12 protein-coding genes are annotated in these 13,253 nt (G+C 60.5%); 11 read left to right on the top strand and 1 reads right to left on the bottom strand.

Features of this window, described 5'->3' with window-relative positions:
• The 5 genes from infB to CS919_RS05990 form a co-directional block, all read left to right on the top strand.
• A partial coding sequence (gene infB, locus CS919_RS05970; protein WP_099298594.1) for a translation initiation factor IF-2 occupies nucleotides 1-1,963 on the top strand: 1,963 nt, incomplete at its 5' end.
• A gap of 160 nt (nucleotides 1,964-2,123) precedes the next feature.
• Entirely contained in the window at nucleotides 2,124-2,570 is a 447-nt protein-coding gene (gene rbfA, locus CS919_RS05975) for a 30S ribosome-binding factor RbfA (RefSeq protein ID WP_099298595.1), read from the top strand.
• The gene (locus CS919_RS05980; RefSeq protein ID WP_099298596.1) at nucleotides 2,570-3,904 is read left to right on the top strand and encodes an MATE family efflux transporter; all 1,335 of its coding nucleotides are present in this window, start codon (nucleotides 2,570-2,572) and stop codon (nucleotides 3,902-3,904) included. Before rbfA ends, CS919_RS05980 begins: the two co-directional genes overlap by 1 nt.
• Before the next feature lie 112 nt (nucleotides 3,905-4,016).
• Nucleotides 4,017-4,889 (top strand): metallophosphoesterase family protein, encoded by an 873-nt coding sequence (locus CS919_RS05985; RefSeq protein WP_234990849.1) that lies wholly within the window; start codon nucleotides 4,017-4,019, stop codon nucleotides 4,887-4,889.
• 86 nt (nucleotides 4,890-4,975) lie between these two features.
• Nucleotides 4,976-5,611 (top strand): 4'-phosphopantetheinyl transferase family protein, encoded by a 636-nt coding sequence (locus CS919_RS05990; protein WP_099298819.1) that lies wholly within the window; start codon nucleotides 4,976-4,978, stop codon nucleotides 5,609-5,611.
• Nucleotides 5,612-5,623: 12 nt separating this feature from the next.
• Here CS919_RS05990 and truB read toward each other — a convergent pair whose 3' ends face one another.
• Nucleotides 5,624-6,493 carry a tRNA pseudouridine(55) synthase TruB gene (truB, locus tag CS919_RS05995; protein WP_234990856.1) on the bottom strand — a complete coding sequence of 290 codons (870 nt, stop codon included), beginning with the start codon at nucleotides 6,491-6,493 and terminating at the stop codon, nucleotides 5,624-5,626.
• A gap of 142 nt (nucleotides 6,494-6,635) precedes the next feature.
• Between truB and CS919_RS06000 the strand changes: the two genes are divergently transcribed.
• The 6 genes from CS919_RS06000 to dapA all read left to right on the top strand — a co-directional run bounded on the left by CS919_RS06000 (nucleotide 6,636) and on the right by dapA (nucleotide 13,249).
• Complete coding sequence (locus CS919_RS06000; RefSeq protein ID WP_099298598.1) at nucleotides 6,636-7,628, top strand: bifunctional riboflavin kinase/FAD synthetase; 993 nt, start codon at nucleotides 6,636-6,638, stop codon at nucleotides 7,626-7,628.
• Between the two features lie 221 nt (nucleotides 7,629-7,849).
• Nucleotides 7,850-8,119, top strand: coding sequence for a 30S ribosomal protein S15 (rpsO, locus tag CS919_RS06005; RefSeq protein ID WP_099298599.1), 270 nt, complete (start codon nucleotides 7,850-7,852; stop codon nucleotides 8,117-8,119).
• A 244-nt stretch (nucleotides 8,120-8,363) separates the two neighbouring features.
• Nucleotides 8,364-10,631, top strand: a complete 2,268-nt coding sequence (locus CS919_RS06010) for a polyribonucleotide nucleotidyltransferase (RefSeq protein WP_099298600.1) — start codon at nucleotides 8,364-8,366, stop codon at nucleotides 10,629-10,631.
• Nucleotides 10,632-10,738: 107 nt separating this feature from the next.
• Nucleotides 10,739-11,482 (top strand): 4-hydroxy-tetrahydrodipicolinate reductase, encoded by a 744-nt coding sequence (gene dapB / locus CS919_RS06015; RefSeq protein WP_099298601.1) that lies wholly within the window; start codon nucleotides 10,739-10,741, stop codon nucleotides 11,480-11,482.
• 6 nt (nucleotides 11,483-11,488) lie between these two features.
• Nucleotides 11,489-12,241, top strand: coding sequence for an FAD-dependent thymidylate synthase (thyX, locus tag CS919_RS06020; protein ID WP_099298602.1), 753 nt, complete (start codon nucleotides 11,489-11,491; stop codon nucleotides 12,239-12,241).
• A gap of 105 nt (nucleotides 12,242-12,346) precedes the next feature.
• A complete protein-coding gene (dapA, locus tag CS919_RS06025; RefSeq protein WP_099298603.1) occupies nucleotides 12,347-13,249 on the top strand; it encodes a 4-hydroxy-tetrahydrodipicolinate synthase in 903 nt (300 codons plus the stop codon).
• The last annotated feature ends 4 nt before the right edge of the window (nucleotides 13,250-13,253 follow it).

The following is a 13,253-nucleotide window of genomic DNA, read 5'->3' on the forward strand; positions in this document are numbered from 1 at the left end:
TCCAGGTGGCCCACGCGGCGGTCGCGGCGGACGTCGCGGTGGCACCGCAGGTGCATTCGGCCGTCCAGGCGGCGCTCCACGTAAGGGACGCAAGTCAAAGCGGCAGAAGCGCAACGAGTACGAGGCAATGCAGGCACCTTCTGTCGTCGGTGGCGTGAAGCTGCCTAACGGCAAGGGTTCCAAGATTCGTCTCGCACGCGGTGCGTCCCTGTCCGATTTCGCGGACAAGATCGATGCCGATGCAGCTGCATTGGTGCAGGCATTGTTTAACCTCGGCGAGATGGTGACCGCTACCCAGTCCGTGTCTGACGAAACCCTGCAGCTGTTGGGTGACGAGATGGACTACAAGGTTGAGGTTGTCTCTCCTGAGGACGAGGATCGCGAGCTCCTCGAGACCTTCGACCTCCAGTTCGGTGAGGACGTCGGCGGCGAAGAGCAGCTGGCACAGCGTCCTCCAGTGGTGACCGTCATGGGTCACGTCGACCACGGTAAGACCCGCCTTTTGGACTCTGTCCGCCAGGCGAACGTCGGTGGCGGCGAGGCCGGTGGCATCACCCAGCACATCGGCGCCTACCAGGTTCCAGTGGAGCTGGAAGGCGAAGAGCGTCTGGTGACCTTCCTGGATACCCCAGGTCACGAGGCCTTCACGGCCATGCGTGCCCGCGGTGCGAAGTCCACGGACATCGCCATCCTCGTGGTCGCAGCGGATGACGGCGTGATGCCACAGACCGTGGAGGCGATCAACCACGCTAAGGCCGCGGATATTCCGATCGTGGTCGCAGTGAACAAGATCGATAAGGAAGGTGCTGCTCCGGACAAGATCCGTGGACAGCTCACCGAGTACGAACTCGTTCCTGAAGAGTACGGCGGTGACACGATGTTCGTGGACATCTCCGCGAAGCAGGGCACCAACATCGATCAGTTGCTCGAGGCTGTGCTGTTGACTGCTGATGCATCGCTGGATCTGCGTGCGAACCCAGAGATGGACGCCCAGGGTGTGGCCATCGAAGCTCACTTGGACCGCGGTCGCGGACCAGTGGCTACGGTCATCATCCAGCGCGGTACGCTGCAAGTCGGCGATTCCATCGTGGTCGGCGATGCGCACGGTCGTGTGCGCCGCATGATTGACGAGCACGGTGAGGATGTCCAGGAAGCTGGCCCATCACGTCCCGTGCAGGTGCTTGGTCTGACTAGCGTCTCTGGCGCTGGCGATAGCCTGTTGGTTGTTGACGATGACCGCACCGCTCGTCAGATTGCGGATCAGCGTAATGCTCGTCGTCGTAACGCTATGCAGGCTCGTTCTCGCAAGCGCGTCTCCTTGGAAGATCTGGATGCGGTGCTGAAGGAAACCAGCACCTTGAACCTGATCCTCAAGGGCGATAACGCCGGTACGGTCGAAGCGCTCGAGGACGCTCTCCTCAAGATCGAGGTAGATGATGAGGTTGCACTGAACATCATCGATCGCGGCGTGGGCGCTGTGACGGAGACGAACGTGAACCTGGCTGCTGCTTCTGATGCAGTGATCATCGGCTTCAACGTTCGCGCCGAGGGTAAGGCAACTGAGGTTGCTAACTCTGAGGGCGTAGACATCCGCTACTACTCCGTGATTTACCGCGCGATCGAAGAGATTGAGTCTGCTCTGAAGGGCATGCTCAAGCCAATCTACGAGGAGCGCGAGATCGGCAAGGCCGAGATCCGTGCGATCTTCAAGGCTTCTGCTGTGGGCCTGATTGCAGGTTGCATGGTGGAATCCGGCAAGGTCCGCCGCAACGCCCAGGTTCGCCTGGTGCGCGATGGCAACGTGGTGGCAGAAAAGGCGAACATCGATTCCCTCCGTCGCGAGAAGGACGATGTCACCGAGGTTTCTGCGGGCTACGAGTGCGGTATGGTTCTGTCCTACCCAGACATCCAGGTCGGCGACTTTGTCGAGGCCTACGAGCTGGTGGAAGTACCTCGCGACTAGTCGCGTAATCTGGTGCAGCACGCACCGCGAGTGGAGCCCCGTCTCCGTGCCCCCGCTTCGGTGGGAGGCCGGCGCGGGGCTCGCTCTCATTTAGGTTTCTTTTTCTTTTTTCCCGACGCCAAACTCTGGTCGGGCGAGTACTACTCAAGGAGTGTTGACGATGGTCGATCACGCACGTGCTGCGCGGATGGCGAAGCGTATCCAGCAGATTGTTGCGACGTCTATTGAACGCGAAATCAAGGATCCCCGGCTGGAGCTGGTGACTATTACGGATGCTCGTGTCACGGGTGACCTGCATGACGCGACGGTGTTTTACACGGTGCGTGGGCGCACGGTGGATGAGGAGCCGGACGTGAAGCTGGCCGAGGACGCGCTGGCTAAGGCAAAGGGTCAGTTGCGCAAGATCGTCGGAGATCAGCTGTCCGTGCGTTTCACGCCGACGCTGTCCTTCGCTGTCGATACTGTTCCGGAAGCTTCTGCGCACATGGAGGAGCTGTTGGAGAAGGCACGCGCTCAAGATGCGGCCATCCGCGAGCGTTCCGCTGGTGCGCAGCCGGCAGGCGAGGCGGATCCTTACCGCAAGGGTGAGGATTCCGAGGAGCAGTAGTGCAGGCTGAGAACGCCACTGCGGGTGCGTCTGTAGACGCTTCGACCCGTCGCATTCTTGGCCTGGCGTGGCCCGCGCTAGTGGTGCTGGCGGCAACGCCGCTGTATTTGCTGCTGGACACGGCAGTGGTGGGCCGGCTGGGTGCACAGGACTTGGCGGCGTTGGCTGCTGGCGCAACGGTGCTGGGCACCGTGACTACGCAGCTGACGTTCTTGTCCTATGGCACTACGGCTCGCGCGGCGCGATTGTTTGGCGCGAACCGGCGCGCGGATGCGCTCTACGAGGGGTTGCAAGCCACGTGGGTAGCGGTATTCGTGGGCGCTGTTCTCGCGTCTGTGGTGTTTGTCGCTTCACCGCAGATCATGCTGTGGCTGGCTCATGATCAGCAGGTCGCGGACAAAGCGAGGGAATGGATGCACGTGACCTGCGCGTCCATCATTCCCGCTCTAGTGACCATGGCGGGCAATGGCTGGTTGCGCGGAATGTCCAACACTCGGCTGCCGTTGTACTTCACGTTGGCGGGTGTGATTCCCATGGCCGTGGCGGTGCCATGGGCGGTCAATCGCTTTGGCCTGGTGGGTTCCGCATATGCGAATGTGCTGGGTGAGTGGATCATCGCAGCGTGCTTTCTGGTCGTTCTAGGGCGTGCATGGGCACGTGAGGGCGATGATCGTTCGATTGCTCCGCGTTGGTCGGTGATCAAGCCGCAGTTGGTGATGGGCAAGGATCTGATCGCGCGTTCTCTATCTTTCCAAGTGGCGTTTCTGTCCGCTGCTGCGGTGGCGGGGCGCATGGGGCCGGCGAGCTTGGCAGCGCACCAGATTCTGCTGCAGCTGTGGAACTTCCTCACGCTTGTGTTAGATTCCATGGCGATCGCTGCCCAAGCTCTGGTGGGGGCGGCGCTGGGAGCCCGTTCGGCGCCTGTGGCCAGGGAAGTAGCGAACCGCGTGCTGCGGTTTTCGGTGCTGGTGGCCGGGCTACTCGCCGTGGTGTTGGCCGCGGGCTACCACGTTTTCCCACGGATATTTACCCAAGACACATCTGTGCTGGACACGATGCAGGTCCCGTGGTGGCTGCTTATCGTGCTGGTGTTGTTGGGTGGAGTGGTGTTCGCCCTGGACGGTGTGCTCCTCGGCGCTGCCGACGTCTCCTTCTTGCGCAACGCGACCATCGCCTCGGTGGTGTTGGGTTTCATTCCCGTAGTCTGGTTGGCCTGGATCTTCAGTTGGGGCCTGACTGGCGTCTGGTGCGGCCTGTTGGCGTTCATCGCGTTGCGATTGCTCGCGGTCTGGTGGCGTTATCGCGGTGATGCGTGGTTGCGCCCTGCTTTGTAGTTCGACGCCAAACGTCATAATGCAACAGCTCTATCTTTTGCCCCACAAACAACTACAATCACTTGAGTAACACCAGTCACAGTTACGTCCAGGAAGGTCAAGGAGATACGTCGTGCGATTGCTGCCCCGCGCTCACACGCGCGCCACTTCTTCCGGCCAGCCTGAAGTCCGTACCCTGTGGGCGGTCAGCGATCTGCACATCAACTCGCCCGGCAATAGGGAAGCGGTCGCGGAATTCGTGCGTCCCAACCATCCCGCAGATTGGCTCATCGTCGCAGGTGACGTGGCTGAGGATGCGGACACTGTCCTGGGAGCTCTACGCGGGCTAGCGGAGCGATTTGAGACGGTGATCTGGGTTCCCGGAAACCACGAGCTGTATTCCCGCGGGGACGATCCCCTCAAGGGGCGCAACAAGTACAAGTACTTGGTAGAGGGATGTCGAAAGATCGGCGTGCTCACCCCGGAAGACCCGTACGTTACTTTCGCGGGACACACGATCGTGCCACTGTTCACGCTCTACGATCACTCCTGGCGTACCCCCGGAACTACACCCGAGGAAGCCATCGCCGCCGCAGAAGAGAGCTCCGTGGTGCTCACGGATCACTACGCCATCGCACCCTTCGTGGACATCCCTGTGTGGTGCAGGGAGCGTCTCAGCTACACCGTCCGCCGCCTGTCCCACGTGGAAGGGCCCACGATCTTGATCAACCACTGGCCTCTGGTGCGCGAGGCGATGGAAAAGGTTGTGCATCAGGAAATTGGGCTGTGGTCGGGGACTCGGCACACCCAAAGCTGGCCTCGAAGATACAAAGCGACCTGCGTGATCTATGGTCATTTACATATTCCGATAGATATTTGCGTCGAAGATGTAACGCACGCGGAGGTCTCCCTCGGTTATCCGAGGGACAGAGAACGAACCTTGCCCCCGCGGCTTAACGCAGGGCGATGGCCATGCCCAGTACTCACAGAGGAGGTGACACGATGAGAAGTGACATCCGCACCAGGACACTGTTCGGCGCGACCGCGACAGATTACGCTGGTCAGTCCGTTCCCGCCGTCATTCCCGAGCCGATGCTGCCCAAAGGCACCCGCTGTGTAGAGCTGCACACCTCATCCGTGAACCTCGACCATTTCTATGATCTTCATCCTGCTGAGCAAGACTTGGTCTCGCACGCCGTGGACCGGCGCAAGGCAGACTTCGGCGATTCCCGCTGGTGCGCGCACCAAGCCATGGCGGATCTTGCAGAAGATGAACCCATCCTCCGCGGCGAGCGCGGAATGCCAGCATTTCCAGAAGGTGTGACCGGATCGCTCACGCACACCGAAGGCTACCGCGCCGCGTTGGTGGGTAGGACTTCTCGTTGGCGTTCTCTGGGAATCGACGCCGAGCCCGCGTCCGCCTTGCCGGAAGGCGTATTCAATGCGATTGCCCGCCCGGAGGAGCAGCGACGCTTGCGTCGACTCGCACGCCACGAAGGCATCGAACACCTAGACAAGGTGCTGTTCTCCGCGAAGGAAACCACCTACAAGACGTGGTTCCCGTTAGCTCGTCGCTTCTTGGACTTCGACGAAGCGGACATCGACATCCGGCCGGATGGCACGTTCACTTCGTATCTGCTGGTGCGCCCCGTGCCCGTGCCCTTCATCGAGGGCTACTGGACCATCCGCAACGGCTTCGTAGTCACCGTCGCTGGCGTGCGCCGCTAGCGCGAACCCGCGCTACTCCATCCCGTCCGGACGGGCCACGAACACGCTCGCCGCACGCTTGCCCTTCTCTTTGAGCAAGGCAATCGCCTTACCATCCGGAGCCACCGCTGCGTGAACGTCAGTGAGCCCCACCGGCGCCAGCCACTTGCCCAGGGACAAGTCCTGCGCCTGCTCCTGAGTGATGTCCCGCACCGGGAAGCAGCGCGCCATGACCTCATCCAGGCTCAACGACAGCTGTGGTGCCTCCGCTAACTGCTCTAGAGTCACGCTCTCCGCAATGTCGAAAGGTCCGGCGGACGTCCGGCGCAGTGCCGTGAGATGGCCACCAACCCCCAGGGCATCGCCGACATCACGGGCGATAGAGCGAATGTAGGTGCCCGAGGAGCAATGTACTGAGATCGTGGCTGACCAGTGCGGGGAGTCGGAGTTGGCGTCGGAAACAAGACAAACCTCACCCACCTCCAACGAATGTACGGTCACGGGGCGCTCGGGGAGCACCACGTCGTGACCCTCTCGAACCAGTTCGTGCGCCCTGCGGCCATTGATCTTGATGGAAGACACGGACGAGGGGCGCTGCATGATCTCGCCGATCTGAGCCGCGAACGCATCGCGAATGTCTTGCTCAGTCAGCGCGTGCAGCGCCTCCGGCGACGCCTCCGCGAGCACCTCACCCTCGAAGTCATCCGAGAGCGTCGAAGCACCCAGGCGCACCGTGGCCTCATAGCGCTTATCGTGCGTGACCACGTGCGCTAAGAACTTTGTGCCCCGCTCTACGCCCACGACGAGAACGCCCGTGGCCATCGGATCCAGCGTGCCGGAATGCCCCACGCGACGCGTGCCCATGATCCGGCGCATCTTGCCCACCACATCGTGACTGGTCATTCCCGCGGGTTTATCCACGATGACCACCCCGGAACGCTGCAGAATCGTGCCCTCGACGGGACGCGGGCGGTCAGTGGACTGCTGCTTTGGGGAGGGGTGGGAGTGAGTCATGCAGACAGTGTATGACGTAGGCTAAAACACCGTGAATATCTGGTACGGACTGGACAGAGTGCCGCAGGACTTGGGCGAACAGGGAACCGTGGTCACCATCGGCGTGTTCGACGGTGTACACCGCGGACATCAGACTCTGGTGCGCGCGGCAGTAGACGAAGCACGACGCAGGTCAGTGCCGTCTGTCATGTTCACCTTCGACCCGCACCCCACCGTGGTGTTCCGCCCCCAAGCGGTGCCAGCCCTGCTGGCGACCGTGGAGGAGCGCGCCCGCTTAGCTACCGAGATCGGCATTGATCACGTGGTGGTCATCGGGTTCACCAAGGAGATCGCCAGCTGGAGCCCCGCCGAGTACGTGGACAAGGTGCTGGTGGAGCTGCTGAATGCCAAGGCAGTGTTCGTGGGCGATAACTTCACCTTCGGGCACAAGGCAGCAGGCAAGCCGGAGGATTTGCAGCGGCTCGGCCAAGAGCGGGGGATCGATGTCCACGTCCTGGATTTGCTGCAGGACAGCGACCACACCGTCAGCTCCACCTACATCCGCCAGCAGCTGGAAGAGGGCAACATCGAGGCGGCTAACGAAGCGCTGGGTCGGCCGTTCTCTGTGTACGGCGAGGTTACTCACGGTGCCGGTCGTGGTGGACGCGCCCTCGGTTTCCCGACGGCAAACTTGTACTTCCCGGAAAAGTTCGCCTTGCCTGCTGATGGTGTCTATGCCGGTTATCTCACGGTGAAGTCCACGGATCAGGGAAATCCGGAACTCAAGGATGCTCAGCAGGTGGGCACCATGCCGGTGGGAGCCAAGCTGCCAGCGGCAATTTCTGTGGGAACCAATCCCACGTTTGGTCACGAGCCACGCAGCGTGGAGTCCTTCGTGCTGGATCACGAGGCAGACCTCTACGGCTTGGAAGTGTCCGTGGAGTTCCTGCACCGCCTGCGCGGGATGGAGACCTACAACTCGCTGGATGAGCTGATCACGGCCATCAACAAGGACGTCGCGGATACGCGTAGCGTCTTGGACTGATGATGGAGGCCTGGTGCCGGGGTACTAGCGCAAGAATTGGCCAGCGCTCCAGGTTTTGGTTGCCGCCGGTTGCCGGTGCTAGGGTAGTTCGGTCTACGACTGTGGTTCGCGGTAGTCGTGTGAACACGCCTTAATTGCTTTTCGAAGTACAGCCCTTCACTTGCGTGAAGGCACAGGCATTGAATGCGCGGACTGAAACAACTATCTACTAGGAGAATCCCATGGCTTTGACCAAGGATCAGAAGGCTGACACTCTCAAGGAGTTCGGCGTACACGAGACCGATACCGGCTCCCCAGAGGCACAGATTGCTCTGATGACCGTGCGTATCCGTCAGTTGACCGAGCACCTGAAGTTCCACAAGCACGATCACCACTCCCGCCGCGGCTTGCTGCTGCTGGTTGGTCGTCGTAAGCGTCTGCTGAAGTACCTGGCAGAAAACAACGTCGAGCGTTACCGTACTTTGATCGAGCGCCTCGGCCTGCGTCGCTAGTCGAAGCACACTGCGCTGAAAAACACAGCGCACACCCTCCCGGTCACCGCCGTCCAAGACTATGGACATGGTGGCCGGGATTTTGTGTATGCAGAGTTCTGGTATTTCTTTGGTACTCTCGTGGCTGGACAAGTGAACAAAAGCTTGTAAGAAGAACAATTCCTCGTCGAACTACTGGCACCGATGATCAGCTGTTTTGGTGGGGAGAAGCAAACGCAAAAGAAAGGCGATTGCAACTATCGCTATGAGCGCACAAAAAATCGAAGCAGAACTTGTTGACCCAGACGCAGGAGTTTGGGAAACCGTCGCCACCATCGACAATGGCGATTTTGGCACCCGCACCATCCGTTTTGAGACTGGCCTGCTGGCTCGTCAGGCTGATGGAGCCGTCGCCGCATACTTGGACGAAGACACGATGCTCTTGTCCACCACCACCGCCTCCCGCAACCCTCGCCAGGGCATCGACTTCTTCCCACTGACCGTGGATGTGGAAGAGCGCATGTACGCCGCCGGTCGCATTCCCGGTAGCTTCTTCCGCCGCGAAGGTCGCCCCGGCACTGATGCGATCCTGGCTGCTCGTCAGATCGACCGTCCTCTGCGCCCAACCTTCGTCAAGGGCCTGCGCAACGAGGTCCAGGTCATCGTCACCGTGATGTCCCTGGATACCAAGGACATGTATGACGTGGTCGCCATCAACGCGGCTTCCGCCTCCACGCAGTTGTCCGGCCTCCCTGTCTCCGGCCCGGTTGGTGGCGTTCGTATGGCCCTTGTTGCCGACGCCAAGCACCCCGAAGGCCAGTGGATTGCCTTCCCAACCCACGAGCAGCAAAGCCAGGCGGTCTTTGAGCTGGTGGTTGCTGGACGTGTGACTGATTCGCAGCCGACCGGCGGCCGTGGCCGCCGCGCTAAGGGCTCCCAGGAGCCTAACGTCGCCGTGATGATGGTGGAAGCCGGCGCGACCAACAACGTGGTGGAGCGCATCGCTGAAGGTGCGCCTGCCCCCACCGAGGCTGTTGTAGCCGAAGGTATTGAAGCGGCGAAGCCTTTCATTGCCACCTTGTGCGAGGCGCAGCGTGCGCTGGCAGAAGCCGTGGACGCACAAACTCGCGAGTTCGAGCTGTTCCCACCGTTTGCTGAAGATGTCTTCGCTGCCGTGGAGTCCGAGTCCTCCAAGGAGCTCGAGTCCATCATGCAGATCGCGGACAAGCAGGAACGCGATGAGGCACTGGCAGAAAACATGCAGGAAGCCGTGGATAACCTCCTCGAGGAGTTCCCAGAGCGCGAAGCAGAGATCCGTGCAGCACACAACGATGTGACCAAGCAACAGGTGCGTCGTCGCATTCTGGAAGATGGCTTCCGCATCGACGGACGCGATCACACCACCATCCGCGATCTCGGCATCGTGGTGCAGCTGGTGCCACGCGCTCACGGTTCGGCGCTGTTCGAGCGTGGAGAGACCCAGATCCTGGGCGTGACCACCTTGGACATGCTGAAGATGGAGCAGACCATCGATTCGCTGAGCCCAGCGGAATCTAAGCGCTACATCCACCACTACAACTTCCCGCCATACTCCACCGGCGAGACCGGGCGCGTGGGTTCCCCGAAGCGTCGCGAGATCGGACACGGTGCGCTGGCTGAGCGCGCCTTGACTCCCGTCATTCCTTCCCGCGAGGACTTCCCGTACACCATCCGTCAGGTCTCCGAGGCGCTGAGCTCTAACGGCTCCACCTCGATGGGCTCTGTGTGTGCATCCACCCTGTCGCTGTACAACGCGGGCGTGCCACTGAAGGCTCCTGTTGCCGGCATCGCCATGGGCTTGGTCTCCGGCATGGTGGGCAAGAAGGAAAAGTTTGTGACCTTGACCGATATCCTCGGCGCCGAAGATGCCTTCGGTGACATGGACTTCAAGGTTGCCGGTACCGAAGAGTTCGTCACGGCATTGCAGCTGGATACCAAGTTGGACGGCATTCCTTCCGGTGTTCTTACCGACGCCCTGACTCAAGCTCGTACCGCTCGTCTCGAGATTCTGAGCTTGATGAACGATGCCATCGATTCCCCTGATGACATGAGCGAGTTCGCCCCTCGCATCACCTCCGTGAGCATCCCGGTCAACAAGATCGGTGAGCTGATCGGACCGAAGGGCAAGAACATTAACCAGATCACCGAGGAAACCGGTGCGGACATCACCATCGAAGACGATGGCACCGTGTTCGTCTCCGCCGTGGGTGGCAAGGCTGCTGAGGATGCGCTGGAGCGCATCAACGCGATTGCTAATCCGCAGCTGCCCAAGGTAGGGGATCGCTTCCTGGGCACCGTGGTCAAGACCACCGCGTTCGGTGCCTTCATCTCCTTGATGCCAGGCCGCGACGGTCTGCTGCACATCTCTAACATCGGCGGCGATCGTCGAGTGGAGAAGGTAGAGGACGAAGTGTCCGTGGGCGAGAAGCTCCAGGTAGAAATCGCGGATATCGATAACCGCGGCAAGATTTCCCTGGTTCTCGTCGAAGACTAAAATTCACCATGTGGGGTTGCTCCTTTTCACCAAGGAACAACCCTTCATTCATGAGAAGCGTTGAATTCTCCATGGGGAGAATCAGCGGTGTGAGGAAAGGATAGAAGATGACCAAGGTTGGAGTGCTGGGTGCACACGGTCGTGTGGGCACCGCAATCGTTGCGGCGGTAGAGGCTGATGACAACCTCACGCTGGCCGCAGCACTGGATCACGGCGATGACTTGCAGCAGCTGGTGGATTCTGGCGCTGAAGTTGTGGTGGACTTCACCGCTCCTAACGCTGTGATGAACAACGTCGAGTTCTGCGTCAAGCACGGCATCCACTGCGTTATCGGCACCACGGGATGGACCGAAGAGCGCTATAGCCAGGTTCGCGAATGGTTGCAGGATTCCGAGGCCACCGGCGTGCTGGTGGCTCCCAACTTCGCCATTTCTGCTGTGTTGACCATGAAGTTCGCGGAGATGGCAGCGCCTTTCTTCGAATCGGCAGAGGTCATCGAGCTGCACCACCCGAACAAGAAGGACGCACCGTCCGGAACCGCCGTGCACACGGCGGAGGGCATCGCGCGAGCCCGCAAGGACGCGGGCATGGGGGAGCAGCCAGACGCCACCGAGCAGAGTCTCGAAGGCGCTCGCGGTGCCGACGTGGACGGAATTCCTGTTCACGCCGTGCGCATGACCGGCATGGTTGCCCACGAGCAGGTCATCTTCGGTACCCGCGGACAGTCGTTGACGATTAAGCAGGATTCCTACGATCGCGAATCCTTCGTTCCCGGCGTGCTGATCGGCGTGGAAAAGATCGGAAAGAATCCCGGCCTGACCATTGGTCTGGAAAGCTTCCTGGGGCTCTAATCTGCGATGGCTACTGTTGCTGAACTCGATATCCAGCTGGTGAGCCACTCGGATTTCGATAAGCCCACCAATATCGACTGGGAAACCGAAGCATCCGCCGGCGGATCACTGGTGGAGTTTGCAGGGCGAGCTTGCTACGAAACGTGGGACAAGCCCAACCCACACACCGCCACCAACGAGGCATACGTGCGCCACATCTTGGACGTCGGCCACATGACGGTGCTGGAACACTCCAGCGCCACCATGTACCTGCGGGGAGTGTCCCGATCCTGCAGTCATGAGATCATGCGCCACCGGCACTTTTCTTTCAGCCAACTCTCACAGCGCTACGTTCCTTCGGACGAAGCCCGCGTGGTGGTGCCGGAAGTGGTGCTCAAGGACGAGAGGCTGACTAAGTTATTCCTTCAGTCTGCAGACGTGGCCTACGATGCTTACGGTGAACTCCTGGACGGCATTAGCGAGAGCTTCGCCCAGGAGCCCAACGCGGTGCTACGGATGAAACAAGCAAGGCAAGCAGCCAGGGCAGTGCTGCCCAACTGTGCAGAAACCCGTTTCGTCATGAGCGGAAACCTGCGCAGCTGGAGGCACTTCATCGGGATGCGCGCCGCTGAACACGCCGATCCGGAAATCCGACGTATCGCCGTCCGCAGCTTGCGCTTGCTTCAACAGTCCGTACCAGAGGTCTTCGAAGACTTCTCCATCACCACGTTGCGTGACGGCGGCGAGATGGCCACCAGCCCGTACGTGAGCGATATCTAACACGGCGCAGAGTTGGCGTCGAAAAAATAAAACGGCCCGCACACAACATGGCCGATGTCACCCTAATACGCCCAAACAACGGGCAGGAAGGTAATCTGGTGACTCATGAGCACAGGTAATGCAGCGACTCGAGGAACCGACGCGTTCGGCACAATCTCGGTAGCGATGGCAACGCCCTTTAACAAGGACGGATCCATTGACTTGGAAGCCGGCGTGTCCCTAGCAGGACATCTGGTGGACAAGGGCTGTGACTCTCTGGTTCTTGCTGGTACCACCGGCGAGTCCCCAACTGTGAAGTTGGAGGAGAAACTGGACCTGCTCAAAGCTGTACGTTCCGAGCTGGGCGACCGATTGAAGATCATCGCCGGCAGTGGAACCTACGACACCGCGGAATCCATCGAGATCTCCCGCGCCTCCCAGGAGGCCGGAGCGGACTCTCTGTTGGTGGTCACTCCGTACTACTCCCGACCCAGCCAAGAGGGACTCGTGCAGCACTTTTCCGCAGTTGCGGATGCTGTAGACATCCCCGTGTGCTTGTACGACATTCCTTCTCGGTCTGTCGTGCCGATCGAGCCACAGACCATTGCCCGTTTGGCTGAACACCCCAACATCGCCGCGGTCAAGGACGCCAAGGGTGACCTCTACCCAGCAATGCAGCTGATGGAGAGCACCGACCTGGCGTGGTACTCCGGCGATGACCCACTGAACTTGGCCTGGCTGGCCTCCGGTGCCACCGGCTTCATCTCGGTGATCGGTCACGTTGCGGCGGATCGTTTGCGCGCATTGCGCGATGCTTTTGACGCCAACGATCTGGCCGAAGCACGGCGCATCGCCGTAAGCCTGGCACCGCTGCAGCGGGCACAGGCTCGATTGGGTGGAGTGACGTTCGCGAAGGCTGCTTTGAAGCTCCGAGGCATCGACGTGGGATCCCCACGTCTGCCCATCATTGAACCAACTGATGCTGAACTGACTCAGCTTGAACAAGACCTGCAAGAAGCAGGCGTGTAAGGAA

It is taken from the genome of Corynebacterium dentalis (assembly GCF_900232865.1).
GTDB classification, from domain to species: domain Bacteria; phylum Actinomycetota; class Actinomycetes; order Mycobacteriales; family Mycobacteriaceae; genus Corynebacterium; species Corynebacterium dentalis.